At 60.5% G+C, this 16,260-nt stretch carries 13 protein-coding genes and 1 tRNA gene; 8 read left to right on the forward strand and 6 right to left on the reverse strand.

Going from position 1 to position 16,260, the window contains the following annotated elements; all coding sequences use genetic code 11:
• Positions 1 to 646 precede the first annotated feature (646 nt).
• The 4 genes from I2H19_RS03885 to I2H19_RS03905 form a co-directional block, all read right to left on the reverse strand.
• Positions 647 to 723, reverse strand: a tRNA-Glu gene (locus I2H19_RS03885).
• Positions 724 to 1,021: 298 nt separating this feature from the next.
• Entirely contained in the window at positions 1,022 to 3,199 is a 2,178-nt protein-coding gene (locus I2H19_RS09920) for a MurT ligase domain-containing protein (RefSeq protein WP_229089771.1), read from the reverse strand.
• Positions 3,200 to 3,244: 45 nt separating this feature from the next.
• A complete protein-coding gene (locus I2H19_RS03900) occupies positions 3,245 to 4,288 on the reverse strand; it encodes a hypothetical protein (RefSeq protein ID WP_195621390.1) in 1,044 nt (347 codons plus the stop codon).
• Positions 4,288 to 5,364 (reverse strand): hypothetical protein, encoded by a 1,077-nt coding sequence (locus I2H19_RS03905; protein ID WP_195621392.1) that lies wholly within the window; start codon positions 5,362 to 5,364, stop codon positions 4,288 to 4,290. Before I2H19_RS03905 ends, I2H19_RS03900 begins: the two co-directional genes overlap by 1 nt.
• A gap of 498 nt (positions 5,365 to 5,862) precedes the next feature.
• Between I2H19_RS03905 and I2H19_RS03910 the strand changes: the two genes are divergently transcribed.
• The 6 genes from I2H19_RS03910 to I2H19_RS03935 all read left to right on the forward strand — a co-directional run bounded on the left by I2H19_RS03910 (position 5,863) and on the right by I2H19_RS03935 (position 12,441).
• Positions 5,863 to 7,086, forward strand: coding sequence for an iron-containing alcohol dehydrogenase (locus I2H19_RS03910; RefSeq protein ID WP_006234677.1), 1,224 nt, complete (start codon positions 5,863 to 5,865; stop codon positions 7,084 to 7,086).
• Between the two features lie 84 nt (positions 7,087 to 7,170).
• Complete coding sequence (locus tag I2H19_RS03915; protein WP_117563611.1) at positions 7,171 to 8,271, forward strand: glycerol dehydrogenase; 1,101 nt, start codon at positions 7,171 to 7,173, stop codon at positions 8,269 to 8,271.
• A 112-nt stretch (positions 8,272 to 8,383) separates the two neighbouring features.
• The gene (locus tag I2H19_RS03920) at positions 8,384 to 9,451 is read left to right on the forward strand and encodes a glycerol dehydrogenase (protein WP_195621395.1); all 1,068 of its coding nucleotides are present in this window, start codon (positions 8,384 to 8,386) and stop codon (positions 9,449 to 9,451) included.
• Positions 9,452 to 9,601: 150 nt separating this feature from the next.
• Positions 9,602 to 10,855 carry a 4Fe-4S binding protein gene (locus I2H19_RS03925; protein ID WP_195621397.1) on the forward strand — a complete coding sequence of 418 codons (1,254 nt, stop codon included), beginning with the start codon at positions 9,602 to 9,604 and terminating at the stop codon, positions 10,853 to 10,855.
• Positions 10,856 to 10,969: 114 nt separating this feature from the next.
• Positions 10,970 to 12,046, forward strand: a complete 1,077-nt coding sequence (ychF, locus tag I2H19_RS03930) for a redox-regulated ATPase YchF (RefSeq protein ID WP_055309950.1) — start codon at positions 10,970 to 10,972, stop codon at positions 12,044 to 12,046.
• Positions 12,047 to 12,057: 11 nt separating this feature from the next.
• Complete coding sequence (locus I2H19_RS03935; protein WP_089572786.1) at positions 12,058 to 12,441, forward strand: DUF1648 domain-containing protein; 384 nt, start codon at positions 12,058 to 12,060, stop codon at positions 12,439 to 12,441.
• 9 nt (positions 12,442 to 12,450) lie between these two features.
• Here I2H19_RS03935 and I2H19_RS03940 read toward each other — a convergent pair whose 3' ends face one another.
• Positions 12,451 to 12,840 carry a hypothetical protein gene (locus I2H19_RS03940; protein ID WP_195621399.1) on the reverse strand — a complete coding sequence of 130 codons (390 nt, stop codon included), beginning with the start codon at positions 12,838 to 12,840 and terminating at the stop codon, positions 12,451 to 12,453.
• A 76-nt stretch (positions 12,841 to 12,916) separates the two neighbouring features.
• Between I2H19_RS03940 and I2H19_RS10100 the strand changes: the two genes are divergently transcribed.
• The gene (locus tag I2H19_RS10100) at positions 12,917 to 13,135 is read left to right on the forward strand and encodes a helix-turn-helix domain-containing protein (protein WP_195621401.1); all 219 of its coding nucleotides are present in this window, start codon (positions 12,917 to 12,919) and stop codon (positions 13,133 to 13,135) included.
• Between the two features lie 21 nt (positions 13,136 to 13,156).
• On the opposite strand, the gene I2H19_RS03950 is transcribed toward I2H19_RS10100, so the two are convergent.
• On the reverse strand, positions 13,157 to 14,170 hold the full coding sequence (locus I2H19_RS03950) for an asparaginase (protein WP_195621403.1): 1,014 nt from the start codon (positions 14,168 to 14,170) through the stop codon (positions 13,157 to 13,159).
• A gap of 266 nt (positions 14,171 to 14,436) precedes the next feature.
• On the opposite strand from I2H19_RS03950, the gene guaA reads away from it, so the two are divergent.
• Positions 14,437 to 16,035, forward strand: coding sequence for a glutamine-hydrolyzing GMP synthase (gene guaA, locus I2H19_RS03955; protein WP_195621405.1), 1,599 nt, complete (start codon positions 14,437 to 14,439; stop codon positions 16,033 to 16,035).
• The last annotated feature ends 225 nt before the right edge of the window (positions 16,036 to 16,260 follow it).

Below are 16,260 nucleotides of genomic sequence, written 5' to 3' on the forward strand. Positions count from 1 at the left end.
GGCGCCTTTAGACGCGTGCCGGAAATCCAAGGGTTATACCCTAAGAGCAAACCACCCCTTTTAGGGGTGGTTTTGATTGCGAAGGACGCTTAGGAGTCCGTTTTGCAACTGATTCGCCCACGTAATAAGGGGTCGTGGGCAAAAAACGTCAAATATGAGTACTGTCACAAGTCCTGTAGCATTATCTTTTTGCAAAATATGCAGTGTTACGCAACATATGTCCAAGTACTTAGCTGATAAACGCTTGCAAGTCTTCCGCCGTAGGACCCCTGGCGTCTAAATCGCCTTCTGATGGCATGAAATCGCTGTTACTAAATTGGTAACAGTACTCATATTTGCTATTTTTTGCACACGGGCCCTTGGATGACAGTGTGATTTAATGCCCTCGGGGTTCGAATCCCGGCATATCGGCAGCAAAAAGCCCACTACCGAATTAGAAACGGGCTTCTCAGACTCTGTGGTGCCCCCAGCGGGATGTCCGCGTGCGGCTGGCGCCGCCCGCCTTCGCTGCGTCGCTTCGCTCCTTGCGTGCTGCGCTGGAAAACGCTTCGCGTTTCCTCAGCTCCGCACCCTGTCGGGTTCGAATCCCGGCGTTGGGGAAGAAAAAAGCCCGTCACCGAATTGGCAACGGGCTTCAGATTTCAAATGGTGCCCCCAGCGGGATTCGAACCCGCGATATCCACCTTGAAAGGGTGGCGTCCTTGGCCGCTAGACGATGGGGACAGCGGGAAAGAGTATAGCAGACTTTTCTATCCGTTCACATATCGTTGGCAGATTGAAAAACCACCACACAGAGGTAGGTTTCTATTCCGGTTTTCAAATATCTCAATCTGTAACATCTGGGCGGGCAAATCGGATTTATCTGTTACAGATCGAGACAGACGGCGGGCGTCGGGACGAATATCTCAATCTGTAACAGTAAGACGACTTTCAACGGTCTAGATGTTACAGATTGAGACAAACCGCTGGGACGGGGCAAAACCACCACAAAGGTGCCTGTCCCCTTTGTGGTGGCGGGGCGTTAGGGGAGGAGCTTCATGGCGGCGTCGTGGGCGGCGTGCTCGTAGGTGTCGTCGAGGGACTTGAGCGGCAGCAGGGCTGTGGCCTGCGCATCGCCGCGGCGCTCGAGGGCGTGGGTAATGAGCCAGTCGGCGAGTTCGGGATTCTTGGGTAGCGCCGGTCCGTGCAGGTACGTGCCGATGACGCCCTTGTAGATCAGGCCCTCAAAGCCGTCTTCGCCGTTGTTGCCGGTGCCCGTGACGACGGACGTTCCGAGTGGCGTGGCATCTGCGTCGAGCAGAGTGCGGCCGCCGTGGTTCTCGAATCCTACAAAGGGCTCGGGTGCCAGGTCGGTCTTGACGGCGACGTTGCCGATCAGTCGGTCGGAGCCGCGTACAGTTTCGGCGGCAATGACGCCCAAGCCCTCGATGCGATCTTCACCCATGTAGTACGAACGGCCGAGCAGCTGATAGCTGCCGCAGATAGCAAGCAACGAGCCGCCGTCCTCAACATAGGCCGCAACCTTGTCTTTTTGAGCGAGCAGCTCGTGCGCCACGGCCAGCTGGTCGCGATCGGAGCCGCCGCCCATCATGACGATATCGGCGTCGGTGAGATCGAGCGCCTCGCCCATGCGGACCTCGTCCACGCGAACGGGGATGCCGCGCCAGGCGCAGCGGCGCTCGAGGGCGATGACATTGCCGCCGTCGCCGTAGAGGTTGAGGGCATCGGGGTACAGATAGACGATGCGCAGGGGGCGCGAAAGCTCGGTCGGCGCGACGCCGACGGGGACGGCACTGCCATCGGCGCACGTTGCAGCGTGGGCGGCAACCGTAGCCGCATCGGTGCCTTTAAGCTCGTCGAGCTCCTTGACCAGCGGCGGAAAGGCCGTGTAGTTGGCGACGGCATAGAAAGTGTCGCCGGCGGCTTCATCCGCAACGGCACCGATCGCCTGCTCGATATTCGAGATAATCGCGGCATCGATGCCGGCGTACTTGAGGCGCACCTGCATGTCGTGCGCGCGCGTGCCGCCGGCAAAGGCGACAAGCCCCGTTGTATCGGCGATGCGCTCAAAGTCGACGTCGTAGATCCACGAGACATCGTGGCCGTCGGCGTCGTTGTCGTTGAGGAAGAACGCGCAGAGTCTGCCGCCTGCCGTCTTGATGGACTGGATTTGTCGATCGAAGCCCACGGGATTTTTGGCCAGGTTTGCCTCGACGGTTCGGCCGGCGATATTCCAACGGCCCATGCGACCACCTGCTGGCACGTAGGCGTCGAGCGTGGGCTGCAGGCGTGCGGTGTCTACGCCCAGCTCGTGGGCGGCGAAGAAGGCTGCGGCTACGTTGTAGACCATATACAGGCCGTTGTAGCGTGTGGCGATGTGCACGGCAGCCGCGTCGGGCGTAGATCCAAAGACCAGGTCAAAGCCGTAGCCGTCGCAGCCGAGCTCCACGCTCGTCACGCGACGGACAAGCCCAGGGCGGGTCCAGCCGCACGAGGGGCAATGGTATGCGCCAAGCTGTCCGTACTGCACATAGTCGTACTCCAACGGTGCGTTGCACTGTGAGCAAAAACGCGAGTCGCTAATGCGGTCGGACTCGGTGCCCGTGGCACCGTCGATGCCAAAGGCGATGCTTGCATTGGGAACGCGCGCGGCGATCGAGGCGCACAGCGGATCATCGGCGTTATAGATGAGCGTCGTTGCCGGCGAAAGCTCCAGCGCGTGGGCGATGACGTCCTGGGTGTGGTCGATCTCGCCGTAACGGTCCAGCTGGTCGCGGAACAGGTTGAGCAGCACAAAGTACGTCGGCTTGAGTTTGGGCAGAACGCGTACGGTGTAGAGCTCGTCGCACTCAAAAACGCCCACGCGCTTGCCGCTGCTGGTGTGCTTAAGGCCGCCGCGGGCCTCGAGCAGAGCACCCACCACACCAGGCTCCATATTGTTGCCGGCACGGTTGCACACCACGGTAGCGCCGCTGGCAGCAACTGCGTCGGCGATGAGGTTGGAGGTCGTGGTCTTGCCGTTGGTGCCGGTGATCACCACGCTGCGGTCGACTAGGCTTGCGAGGTCGCTTAGCAGCTCTGGGTCGATCTTCATGGCGATACGGCCGGGAAGCACGCCACCCTGGCGTTTGAGGACAGAGCGCAGCCCCCAGCGGGCGATATCGCTCGAGGTGCAGGCGAGAGATGAGCGGAGGTTCATGAAGCCGTTCCTAACATAGATGACATGGTCGGGGCGATCGCGTCGCTAAAAGCCGTAGCGGCGTGCAAATTCCTGGGCAAGCTGCGATACGTCTTCGCAGGCGTTGGCCCAGGGGGCAAAGTCGGGGGTGTCCGAGATAATGCCGTCGGCTTCCCAAACCGCCTGGTGCGAGAGGTCCCAGGGGTCGCGTGGCTCGGGTCGGCAGGGAAGGTACGGCGTCTGGTACATGGGGTTCAGCAAGAAGAACGCGCCGCCCTCGCAACGGTTAGCGAACTCACGCAGCGCGCGCGTCGCCGGACGCATCTTGTTTGTTTTGAACAGCAGAATCGTGCGGGCGAGCAGGTACCAGGGGGAGTTCTCGAGGGTATCGGCCCCCACCTGCTCCTCGAGCTGGTGAGCCAGGGCAAAAAAGCCGTCCTGGTCTTCCAAGCGGGCGAGGGCGAGCAACACGGTGCCGGCAGCTCGGGTGGGATAACCTTCTGCCTTAAGGACGCGGCGGGCGTAGTTGGCAGCAGCATGGTAACGAGCGCTCGCCATGCACAGCTGCGAGATGGCCTCGAGCGTGTGAAGCCAGCCAATAAGCGCCGGCTCGCTCACGGTAAGGTCTGCTGCGGTGACATCGTCGGCCAAAACATTATTGGCCCAGTAGTGCGGGGCCTCCATGTCGAACCCGGGCACGCTTTGTTGCAGGTAGTCGGCCGTACTCGTCTCGAGCTTCATCAAGTCGCCCAGGCAGGCATCAACGGGCGTGTCCGCCAGGATGATGGCGAGCAGCTGCGCATCGACGGCAAGTGCATCGACGCGGACGATCTTGAGCAGCTCATCGCGCATATCGTCGAACAGACGGTTGCGCGTCTGCTCAAACTCCTCGTCGCTGCCCATGTCCTCGATGCGGCGAAGCTCGTCAAGCAAATGACGATGAACGCCGGCATAGGACAGCAGCGCTTGGGCATGCTCGGTCTGCGCATACTTGTGGGGGTTTGCGCTGATGTCGTTATGGACAAGCTCGCGTGCTGCATCGGTGAGTTCGGGGTGCGACGCAACGTAGGCGCGCTCCAGGTAGGCGGGGATGTAGACGCTCGGATCCATTAGAGGTCTCCTCCCTTAAACGGCAATCCCTGTTCGGCCGCGCGCAGGATTCGTTCGTCGATTTGGGAGCGCACGATTTCGTTGGTGGCGACCCAGGCGGCAAAGCTGGCGTTGTCGGGCGCGCCTAGGCCCTCCTGTAGCACCGGCGTCGCCTCGGACAGAGCAAGGACAAGCTCATCGGTGGAGCCCGGACCTACGTTGACGCGGGCATAGACGCCATCGGGAAACTCGGTTTGGAAGTAGAGCGCCTCGGCTGCGTGCGGGCACGAGCGTGCAAGGATGCGCAAGTAGTGCTCGGCGCCTTCGTAGTCCAGCTCGCGCCAGGCTGCGCTCATCAGTGCGATGAGCGTCCACGGGTCCAGGTCGCGCTCTGCGTCCTTGGGACGGCGGCGCGGCGGCGTGTTTGCAAGATAGGGCACGGAGTGGGCGGAACGAAAACGCTTGAGCTCCTCGGCAGGGTATTCGAGCTTTGCCATGGCAAGCATCGCGGTATGGCGGACGCCGGCGGGGTCGTTGGGCGCAAAGTCCAGGCTGCGATTCGCGGCATCCAGCGACATGCGGTAGCGGCCGCTAATGAGCGCGCGCGATGCCAAGGCGGCAAGCCAGCGCAGGTAGGGACGGCGGGTCAGGTCGCCTGCGGCCTCACGCTCGTAGGGGTCCTGCGCCGAGGCAATCTTGAGCGCCAGATCGTGCTCCACCTCGTCGCACTTGGACACCAGATACTGTACGTATTCCTCGTTGGATTCGGCGGTGAGCGCCGTCAGCATGCGCTGGGCATCCCAGTTGGCCGGATCGAGCGCGGCTGCCTCGCGGAGCATGTTCTCGGCTGCGGCTTCTTCTTGCTCTGCCTGGGCGTCGTCGGGGATAAAGGGGATGCGGTAGTCGACAGCCTCGACCACCTTGGCAATGAGGTGCCCGGCGCGGTCGCGATCGTGCACGATGAGCGGCGCGGGGTTGCGGGTGAATTGCTCCATTAGACGCTCGACGGCGGGGCCGTCAGTGAGCGGGATATTGTCGCGGCGCAAGGCCTCAAGAACGAGGCGATGGCAATCCTCTTGAATGGGATCGAATGCCATGGGGCCTCCTTTGCTGCAGTTAGGGTTCAAATATCTTTATATAAGGTTCTAGTTTACCCGCATGTGGCACACCGGGGGTGCCGCACTTGGACTTGCACCTTTGCACCACGAAGACGGATGTCGCACAAATGTCGGCACCTTGGACGACCGAGTGGTATCACAGTGCCGTAAACGGTCGATTTTTGGCGGCGAACGGGGCACATTTTGGAGGGGCACAGCCCTGTCCGGGATATGTAGTCAACCCTGATAAAACGTTTGCCCAGCTTGGGAGTATGAATGCCCCACAAGGGTCTTCAGGGATAGAAAAAACGTTTCATCATTGTTGGCTTTAGGTGAATAACTGACCAACCAGAACGGTAAAATAGTGTTTGTCTGAGCGTTGAGACGTTTAGACATTGCGTCGCTATCGCCGGCGACGCACAAAATGGTCCTAACGGAGCCAATCGGGTGCTCCGTTATATACGCAAGTCTAAGAGGGGCTTGTTTAGGAGGCACAGTATGGGACGTTTTACCAATCCTCGCGATCTGTACTTTGGTGAGGGCGCTCGCCACGAGGTGAAGAACCTCAAGGGCAAGAAGGCCATCATCGTTTCTGGCGGCAGCTCTATGCGCCGCGGCGGGTTCCTGCAGGACGTCGAGAACGACCTTAAGGAAGGCGGTTTCGAGGTCAAGCTGTTCGAGGGCGTCGAGTCCGACCCGTCCATCGAGACGGTCATGAAGGGCGCCGAGGCCATGCGCGAGTTCGAGCCCGACTGGATTATCGCCATCGGCGGCGGCTCGCCCATCGATGCCGCTAAGGCCATGTGGGTCTTCTACGAGTATCCCGAGGAGTCCTTCGATAACATCATCCAGCCGTTCAGCTTCCCCGAGCTGCGTCAGAAGGCTCATTTCTGCGCCATCTCCTCTACCTCCGGCACCGCTACCGAGGTCACTGCCTTCTCCGTCATCACCGACTACGCCAAGGGCATCAAGTACCCGCTGGCCGACTTCAACATCACCCCTGATGTCGCCATCGTCGACCCGGAGCTCACCTACACCATGCCCGCCAAGCTGTGCGCTCATACCGGCATGGACGCTCTGACCCACTGCATGGAGGCCTACGTTTCCACCTGCGCTTCCATGTTCACCGACGCCAACGCCCTGCACGGCATCCGCGAGATCGTCGAGTGGCTGCCCAAGTCCTATGCTGGCGACCATGAGGCCCGTCAGCACATGCACGAGGCTCAGTGCATCGCCGGTATCGCCTTCTCCTCGGGCCTGCTGGGCATCGTTCACTCCATGGCTCACAAGACCGGTGCAGCCTTTGAGAACGGCCACATCATCCACGGTGCTGCTAACGCCATGTACCTGGGCAAGGTCATCCAGTGGAACTCCAAGGATCCCCGTGCTGCCGAGCGTTACGCTTACGTGGCCAAGGAGATCCTGCACCTTCCCGGCGAGACCAACGAGGAGCTCATCGCTGCGCTCGTCCAGAAGATCCGCGACCTCAACGACCAGCTCAACATTCCGCAGTCCATCAAGGATTACGCGAATGGTGGCGTGAAGGTCGACGCCGAGAACCCGCAGATGGTTTCCGAGGAGGAGTTCCTCGCCAAGCTGCCCGAGATCGCCGCGAACGCCGAGCAGGACGCCTGCACGCCCGAGAACCCGCGTGAGACCAAGGCTGCCGACTTCGAGAAGATTCTCAAGGCCTGCTACTACGACACCGACATCGATTTCTAATCGACTCTTGTTATCGTAACGAGGGGCTCCGCACGTATCTGTACGGAGCCCCTTTTCTTTTTTCTTTTAGAGAATGGGATAGTTATGGCTGCAATTTTCAATAGCCCCAGCAAGTACATCCAGGGTCCGGACGAGCTCGCCAAGCTCGGCTCCTATGTCGAGCCGCTTGGCGCTAAGGCCCTCGTCATCGTGACGCCTTCGGGCAAGAAGCGCGTCGGTGCCAAGATCGAGGGCGGCTTTGCCGAGGCTAAGGCCGAGCTGCTGTTTGAGGACTTTAACGGCGAGTGCTCCAAGGGCGAGGTCGATCGCCTGGTTGCGCTCGCTCGCGACAACGGTTGCGACATCATCGTCGGCGTCGGTGGCGGCAAGATCCTCGACACCGCGAAGGCCGTCGCCTATTACCTGGAGTCCCCGGTTATCATTTGTCCCACCATTGCTTCGACCGACGCCCCGTGTTCGGCGCTTTCGGTGCTCTATACCGATGACGGCCAGTTCGACAAGTACCTCTTCCTTAAGGCAAACCCCAACATTGTCCTGATGGATACGACGGTTATCGCGGCGAGCCCGGTGCGCCTGACGGTTTCCGGTATGGGCGATGCGCTCGCAACCTACTTTGAGGCCCAGGCGACGCACGATGCCGACGGTGGCACTTGCGCCGGCGGCAAGGGCGGTATGGCTGGTCTGGCACTTGCCAAGCTCTGCTACGAGACGCTTATGGCCGATGGCGTGAAGGCCAAGGTCGCGTTGGAGAAAGGTGCGCTGACGCCTGCCGTGGAGCACATCATCGAGGCAAACACGCTGCTCTCCGGCATTGGCTTTGAGAGCTCGGGCCTTGCTGCTGCTCATGCCATCCACAATGGCCTGACGATGCTGCCCGAGTGCCACGGCATGTATCACGGCGAGAAGGTCGCCTTTGGCACCATCGTCCAGCTGGTACTCGAGGATGCTCCGACCGAGAAGCTCGAGGAAGTCTTGGGCTTCTGCATTGAGCTGGGCCTGCCGGTCACGATGAAGGAACTTGGCGTTGCCGAGCTTACGCGCGAGCAGGCCATGATTGTTGCCGAGGCCGCCTGCGCGCCCGATGACACCATGTGCAACATGCCGTTTGAGGTGACGCCCGAGATGGTCGCAAACGCCATCCTGGGTGCCGACGCGCTGGGCCACTACTATCTCATGGATGAGTAAATCAAGCTAAGGAAGGGGCAAAGCCGGCAGATGGCTTTGCCCTTTTTGCTATGGTGCAAAGGGATCAGGTTACTTTGCACCAATTGTTGTTGATGAAAGGGCGGATTCTCGTATGGCGCTTCCCATGGTATATGGCGGTCCCGGCCGGTATGTTCAGGGGCCGGGTGAGCTCTCGCGTCAGGGCAGGTATTTGTCATGGTTGGGCTGCGCTGCCTATGTCTTGTTTGACCAGGGCACCGAGGATCGGCTGTGCAGGCAGATCGTCGATGGATTTCTGGATGAAGATCTAAGCGAGCCGTTCTTTAAGATTTACAACGGTCCGTGTACGGAAGATGCCGTTGTCGAAATGGCTAAGGAAGCCCGGGCTGAGTATTGCGACATGGTGGTGGGTATTGGCGGCGGCAAGATGCTCGATATCGCCAAGGCCGTTGCGTTTTATGCCGAGTTGCCGTTGTGCGTATGTCCCACGGCGGCGTCGATGGACGGTCCGTGCAGCGCGATTTCGGTGCTGTGTCACGAGGATGGGTCGTTCGACCGCTACCTGATGCTCGAGAAGAATCCAGACCTGGTTGTGGTCGATACCAACGTGGTCGCGGCAGCTCCGCTGCGCATGACAGTCGCTGGTATGGGCGACGCGCTGGCAACGTACTTCGAGGCGCGTTCGTGCGCCGCGGCGCACGGCGCCAACGAGCACGGTGGCGCGCCGGGACACTTGGCCTTGGTTGCGGCTCGGGCCTGCTATGACACACTCATGGAGTGCGGCGTCGCTGCCAAGCGCGATCTCAAAAAGGGCCGTATATCGCCGGCGGTTGAGCGCCTGATCGAGTGCAATATTCTGCTCTCGGGTGTTGGCTTTGAGAGCGGTGGCCTAGCGCTTGCCCATGCCATCGCCAACGGCCTGACGATTCTGCCCGAGTGCAAGGCCATGCATGGTGAGGCCGTGGCATTTGGCCTGGTGGTGCAGCTGCGCCTGGAGCGTGCGCCCGAGCTTAATCAGGTGCTCGAGTTTTGCCAGCGCGTCGGTCTGCCGACGACGCTCGAGGAGCTGGGCCTTGACGAGATTTCCGATGCCGACCTGATGAGCGTTGCAGATGCGGCCTTTAGAAACGAACGCAATATGGCTAACGAACAGGCCAAGGTGACCAGACAAAAGCTCGTGCAGCTCATGCGCGAGGCATAGCTAGGCGCTTGATCGACCTTGTGCAATCGAGGCGGCGATAGGCATAGGCTATTTGCCTCAAAGGTGCGCCGCGTGTAATTTGCCCGAGGCGTGGGCCGATAGCGTATCATTATCTCTTGCTTGTTTGCACTGCTCAGGGAGGGGCCGCGCATGGCGCAGGAACACGATCTGTTTGATGACATTATCGAGATCAGCAAGGGTTTCGACTTTCTTAAAAACCCGCTTGGCGGCGTGACCGATGCACTCGATCCGTCGGCGCCGCAGTGGAATCCTGCCGACTACAAGGAGCGCCCGCGCGGCAACACCATTCCGTGCCTGACCTGCAAAAACGAAAAGAGCGGCTGTACCGCATGCATGGACGTGTGCCCGGTCAACGCTATCGAGGTCGAGGAAGACGCCATCGAGATCCTCGACTCCTGTCGCAAGTGCGGCCTGTGCGCCGCTGCCTGTCCGACCGAGGCGATCATCTCGCCGCGCCTGGCGCCTAAAAACCTGTATGACGATATCGTCTCCGCCGCTACGAGCCACGAGACCGCCTACGTCACCTGCACACGCGCCCTCAAGCGCATGCCGCGCGAAAACGAGGTCGTCGTTGCCTGCGTGGGCGATATTACGGCCGAGACCTGGTTCTCGGTGCTGGCCGATTATCCCAACGTGAGCGTGTACCTGCCGCTGGGCGTGTGCGATAAGTGCCGTAACACCGGTGGCGAGGACATCCTGGGCGAGGCCATTGCTACCGCCGAGGAGTGGGCGGGCACGGGTATGGGTCTGGAGGTCGATCCCAAGAGCCTCAAGTGCCATAAGCGCCGCGAGTACGAGCGCAAGGAGTACATGGAAAAGATTGCCCGCACCACGGGCCTTACCGTGACCAAGCTCAACCCGGCGACGGCGGCGCTGGCCTCGGTGACGCAGAAGTTGAAGGCCCACCGTCACCAGATTACGCAGCTGGAGCGCACGCTCAACACCATGTGCGGCACCACGACGACCAAGCGTCGCCGTACGCTTACGCACGGGCGCCAGCTGGTACTCTCGACGCTGCAAAACCATCCCGAGCTTGCCCAGAACATGCAGGTGAGCACGCCGGAGTGCGATTTTGACAAGTGCACGTCGTGTGGCGAGTGTGTCAACGTGTGCCCCACGTTTGCCTGCGATTTGGTGGGAAGCGGTCGCTTTGCACTGGAGTCCACGTATTGCCTAGGTTGCGGGGCCTGCGTCAAGGTGTGTCCCGAGCATGCGCTTAAGTTGGTTGAGCATGATGCATCCAACCTGGTCGTCGTCGATCCCGAGGCCGAGGAAAAGGCCGCTCAGAAGGCCAAGGCCCACGAGGAGGCCGAGAAGGTCAAGGCCGAGGCAAAGGCCAAGCTCGACAAGATGCTCGATCAGGTGGAGAAGCTCGCGGACTAGTCAGCGAGCTCCATCTCTGCTTCATTTGCGCCGCCGCGGTGTCCGGATTCGCCCGGATGCTGCGGCGGCGCTATACTTATGCAGTTTGAAGTACCTGTATCAAAAGGAGCTGTCGTGTCCCTTTCCATCGGTATCGTGGGCCTGCCCAACGTGGGCAAGTCGACGCTGTTCACCGCGCTTACCAAAAAGACCGGCCTTGCCGCCAACTACCCGTTTGCCACGATCGACCCCAACGTGGGTATCGTCGACGTGCCCGATAGCCGCTTGCAAAAGCTTGCCGACATCGTTAACCCGGGTCGTATTGTGCCGGCGACGGTCGAGTTCGTCGACATCGCAGGTCTGGTGAAGGGCGCTAACGAGGGCGAGGGCCTGGGCAACCAGTTCCTGGCCAACATTCGCGAGACCGACGCCATCTGCGAGGTCGTGCGCTACTTTAAGGACCCCAACGTCATGCGTGAGGTGGGCCGCACGGGCGAGTTCGTCGATCCCGCCGGCGATGCCGACACCATCATGACCGAGCTCATCCTGGCCGACATGGGCACGCTCGAGAAGCAGCTGCCCAAGCTCGAGAAGGAGGCCAAGCGCGACAAGGAGCTCATGCCCAAGTTTGAGGTCGCCAAGCGCCTGCTTGCCTGGCTCAACGAGGGCAAGCGCGCCGCGTCCATGGAGATGACCGACGAGGAGCGCGCCGCTGCCAAGGGCTTGTTCCTGCTCACCATGAAGCCCATCCTGTATGTGGCCAACGTAGACGAGGACATGCTCAACGAGGACCTGGCGCCCATCGATGGCGTCAAGCCGCTGCCGATCTGCGCCAAGATCGAGGCCGAGCTTTCCGAGCTCGATCCCGAGGACGCTGCCGACTACCTGGAGAGCCTGGGCCTGGAGCAGCCCGGTCTGGACGTGCTCGCTCAGGCTGCCTACAAGCTGCTCGGCCTGCAGTCGTTCTTTACGGCTGGCGAGATGGAGGTCAAGGCCTGGACGGTGCGTCAGGGCGCGACCGCCCCGCAGGCCGCCGGTGTCATCCACACCGACTTTGAGCGTGGCTTTATTAAGGCCGAGGTCATTGGCTACGACGACTACATCGAGCTCGGTGGCGAGCAGGGCGCCAAGGCTGCCGGCAAGCTGCGTATTGAGGGCAAGGACTATGTCATGGCCGATGGCGACGTCGTGCACTTCCGCTTTAACGTGTAAGGACGACGCATATGTTTAAATATGGCAAAAAAGCTGGCTACATGGGTATTGCGCTGCTCGTACTTGCGGTGATTCCGCTGGTGGTCGCAGCGTGTGTTATCCCCAACATTGGTCCCGAGGTGGCAACGAAGTTTAATGCCGCCGGCGAGGTGACGCGCTGGGGTAAGAGCTACGAGCTGCTGGCACTGCCGGTGCTCAACCTACTGCTGAGCGTGGCGACGTATTTTACGGCGGGACGCCAGGCTAAAAACAATGATGACTCCGCCGCCATGGCGCGCATCGTGTGCGAGCGCTACCTGCGCAACGGCTGCATCACGGGTGTGTTCCTCAACGTGATCAACGTTTACTTTATGTACTCGGCGATTACCGGAACGGGCTTTGGCTTTGGTTTCTAGCTTGTCCTTTTAGGCAACGAGCCTGCACGCATATTCAATGGCTGCTGCGAGGCCGCCGCTCGATCGTGGTTTAAAGACCATGTCGGCGGCGGCCTCGTTTTCGTATCCGGCGCCGCGAAGGGCAAGTGCGATACCGGCTTCCAGGAGAAGGGGCAGACCGCGTTGGCTGGTTGCGATCACGGCAGCCTGATTGAGCGAGCAGCTGTGCGCCTGGCATTGGATAGCAAGTTCACCTTGCGCCGGGCAAGGGACCAGAACGGCGGCGACGCGACTTGATAGCAATGCAAATGCTGTGCGCTCATCGGGCGAAAGGCATTCGGCCTCAACGACGACGAGCTTGAGCGGTGCGCTGTTTGTGCGAAGCGTGGCTCGGTACATGCGGACCGAAGAACCCGACATAGAAAACTCCTGTGTATTCGGCAAAACGTAAACTATAGTTTACGTTTATGTTCGGCTCCATTTCAAACTCGGCTGCATGGACGAACGTGCGAAACAGATTCTTGGCAGGCGGGTCGAAGAGACACGCAGAGACCTTGGTATCTCCAAGGTTGATTTTTGTGTGGCAACAGGAATCAGCCGACCCTACCTCGACCGAATCGAAGATGGGACGGCAAATTTCACGCTCAGGGTTCTATTTAAGATCGCGCCCACACTCGGCATGACGGTGTCAGAGCTTCTCGAGGGCATTGAATAGAAGATGCCTATTGACCGGTGGTTACACCATCGGGATACGGTCGTGGTTGACTTGGCTGTAGAACAGGCGCTGAATTTCTGACGCATCACGTGACTGGCCGAGTGCCCACATGGTCTTGGCCACGAGCGTCTCGGTGGTCATGTCATCGCCGCGCAGGATGCCCGGATGATCGGCGTAAGCGCGGCCGACCTCATAAACGCCCAGATCGAGGCCCTCTTCGGGGACCTGTGTGGTCATGACGACGGTGCGACCCGAATCGACCCAGCGGAAAATCGCCTCCTGGAACGACTCGCCCGACTCACCAAACTCGGGGATACCGCCAATGCCAAAGGTCTCAAGGATTACAGCATCGTAGCTATCGGCTAGGGCGTCGAGGATGCCCGGGTTTACGCCGGGCGTAAGCTTGAGTACAAATACGCGCGGGTCGATGCTGTCGTAGAAATGCACCGGGTTTTCGTCCTGATGCGTGCCGTGGAGCCCGTTGCGCACGATACGGTCATTGCGGATGTAGGCAATGGGCGGATAGTTGACGCTAATGAATGCGTTGAAGCTCATGGTGCGCTGCTTGCGGGCGCGCGTACCGGCAATGGCGACGCCGCCAAACACAATCGACACATCGTGCGAATGCTCGTCGAGTGCATAGAGCAGGCTCTGGTACAGGTTGAGCTTGGCGTCGGTAAAGGGGTTGCCCATGGGCTTTTGCGAGCCGGTGAGCACGATGGGCTTGGGGCTGTCCTGAATCAGATAGGAAAGCGCCGCCGCGGTGTAGCTCATGGTGTCGGTGCCGTGCAGAATCACGAAGCCGTCGTGGTCGGCATAACCCTCGACGATGACGTCGCGGATACGCATCCAGTCACTGGGGCGCATATTGGTGCTGTCGATGTTCATGGGCTGCACCACGTCGAGCTCGCAGAGGCCCGAGATCTCGGGGACGCTCTGGGCGAGCTCCTCACCGGTCAGGGCGGGGGAGAGGCCGTTGCCGTCCTCGGTCGATGCAATGGTGCCGCCCGTGGCGATGAGAAGGATGCGCTTCATGCTGGTATTCCTATCGTATTTGCCGCCGCAGAGGCGGAGTCGTTCGGCAGTATTGTGGCACAGGGCGTCCAATGTTCAAACGTATTACATCATCTGTAACGTTTGGTAACACTTCAATCGCCGTCAAATAGGGCCCAGGTCGTGCGTTTGCCGTGCGCTGATGGCTGCGAGGGACGAGAAACCCCATATAACGTGTACACTATGAAAGCTGTTTTCGTTTATTCGCGCGGGTGGGCACCGGCTCCCCGCCAACAAGAGGGGGAACCATGGATCAAAAGGCTTCCGCAAAGGTCCTCGTACTCGACTTTGGTGCGCAGTACGGTCAGCTCATTGCCCGTCGCGTCCGCGACCTCAACGTGTATTCCGAGATTGTCCCCTGCGACATCTCGGCCGACGAGATTCGCGAGATGAACGCCTCTGCGCTCATCCTTTCCGGCGGCCCGGCTTCTGTGTATGCCGAGGACGCTCCGTCCATCGACCCCGCCATCTTTGACCTGGGCCTTCCCGTCCTGGGCTTTTGCTACGGCCATCAGATCACGGCCGTGACGCTCGGCGGCAAGGTCGGCCACTCCGAGGTGGGCGAGTACGGCCGCGCCACCATCACGCGCACGGCCGGCGCCAAGCTCTTTAACTCTACGCCTATGGAGCAGACCGTGTGGATGAGCCACCGCGACGCCGTTTCCGAGGTGCCCGAGGGCTTTACCGTTACCGCCAGCACCGACGTGTGCCCGGTTGCCGCCATGGAGTGCCCCGAGCGCAAGATTTTCACCACGCAGTTCCACCCCGAGGTCAAGCACTCCGAGTACGGTCAGCAGCTGCTGAGCAATTTCCTGTTTGAGATCTGCGGCCTGGAGCCCAACTGGAGCATGGACAACCTGGTCGAGACCATGACGGCCGAGTTCCGCGAGAAGGTCGGCGACGACCGCGTGATTCTGGCCCTGTCCGGTGGCGTCGACTCCTCCGTCGTCGCTGCGCTGGGCGCTCGCGCCGTGGGCAAGCAGATGACCTGCGTGTTTATCAACCACGGCCTGCTGCGCAAGGGCGAGCCCGAGCAGGTGGAGGAGGTCTTCACCAAGCAGTTCGACGTCGACTTCATCCACGTTCACGCCGAGGACCGCTATGCCGAGCTTCTGGCCGGCGTGACCGAGCCCGAGGAGAAGCGCCGCATCATCGGTACGCAGTTCTGGAAAGAGTTCTTCGCCGTGGCGCAGCAGCTCGAGACCGATGGCAAGCCGGTCAAGTACCTGGCTCAGGGCACTATCTACCCCGACATCATCGAGTCCGGCGCTCGCAAGACGGGCGGCAAGACGGCCACCATCAAGAGCCATCACAACCTGATCCCGTTCCCCGATGGCGTGCACTTCGACCTCATCGAGCCGCTCGATCACTTCTTTAAGGACGAGGTCCGCGCGCTTGGTCTGGCGCTGGGCCTGCCGGCTCACATCGTGTTCCGTCAGCCCTTCCCGGGCCCGGGTCTGGCCATCCGCATCATCGGTGCGGTCGACAAGGAGAAGCTCGAGATTCTCAAGAACGCCGACGCCATCGTGCGCGAGGAGCTCGACGCCTACAACCAGCGTCTGTTTGAGCAGACCGGCGAGCGCAACTCCGAGCATAGCTGCTGGCAGTATTTCGCGGTTCTGCCCGACATTAAGTCCGTGGGCGTCATGGGCGACGAGCGTACCTACCAGCGCCCGATCATCCTGCGTGCCGTCGAGTCCAGCGATGCCATGACCGCCGACTGGGCCAAGCTGCCCTACGACGTGCTGGCCCGCATTTCCGGCCGTATCGTGGCCGAGGTCCCCGGCGCCAACCGCGTGTGCTACGACATCACGTCCAAGCCGCCCGCGACGATCGAGTGGGAATAGAAAAATCCTTAGTTATGGGGGTATAAATTTGATTCCCTTTAGGATAAACCCCCATGACTATATGAATTGACCTGCTGACTCCAATGAAGATTGGAGGGTAACGGCCAGGGTGACGGCCCAGCGAGTGTTATTTTGCGAGCTATGCGCATTGAAAGCGACCTTTCGTGTTATAAACTACTTGCCGGAAGCCGCGGCTTTCAGAGTACGGCTTACGTGTACGTTTAA

The sequence above is a fragment of the Collinsella aerofaciens genome (genome assembly GCF_015560135.1).
Taxonomy (GTDB): Bacteria; Actinomycetota; Coriobacteriia; order Coriobacteriales; family Coriobacteriaceae; genus Collinsella; species Collinsella aerofaciens_AN.

Coding starts and splice junctions, on each gene's coding strand:
- I2H19_RS09920 (WP_229089771.1), bottom strand. CDS start 3,199: ATGAACCTCCGCTCATCTCTCGCCTGCACCTCGAGCGATATCGCCCGC.
- I2H19_RS03900 (WP_195621390.1), bottom strand. CDS start 4,288: ATGGATCCGAGCGTCTACATCCCCGCCTACCTGGAGCGCGCCTACGTT.
- I2H19_RS03905 (WP_195621392.1), bottom strand. CDS start 5,364: ATGGCATTCGATCCCATTCAAGAGGATTGCCATCGCCTCGTTCTTGAG.
- I2H19_RS03910 (WP_006234677.1), top strand. CDS start 5,863: ATGGGACGTTTTACCAATCCTCGCGATCTGTACTTTGGTGAGGGCGCT.
- I2H19_RS03915 (WP_117563611.1), top strand. CDS start 7,171: ATGGCTGCAATTTTCAATAGCCCCAGCAAGTACATCCAGGGTCCGGAC.
- I2H19_RS03920 (WP_195621395.1), top strand. CDS start 8,384: ATGGCGCTTCCCATGGTATATGGCGGTCCCGGCCGGTATGTTCAGGGG.
- I2H19_RS03925 (WP_195621397.1), top strand. CDS start 9,602: ATGGCGCAGGAACACGATCTGTTTGATGACATTATCGAGATCAGCAAG.
- I2H19_RS03935 (WP_089572786.1), top strand. CDS start 12,058: ATGTTTAAATATGGCAAAAAAGCTGGCTACATGGGTATTGCGCTGCTC.
- I2H19_RS03940 (WP_195621399.1), bottom strand. CDS start 12,840: ATGTCGGGTTCTTCGGTCCGCATGTACCGAGCCACGCTTCGCACAAAC.
- I2H19_RS10100 (WP_195621401.1), top strand. CDS start 12,917: ATGGACGAACGTGCGAAACAGATTCTTGGCAGGCGGGTCGAAGAGACA.
- I2H19_RS03950 (WP_195621403.1), bottom strand. CDS start 14,170: ATGAAGCGCATCCTTCTCATCGCCACGGGCGGCACCATTGCATCGACC.
- guaA (WP_195621405.1), top strand. CDS start 14,437: ATGGATCAAAAGGCTTCCGCAAAGGTCCTCGTACTCGACTTTGGTGCG.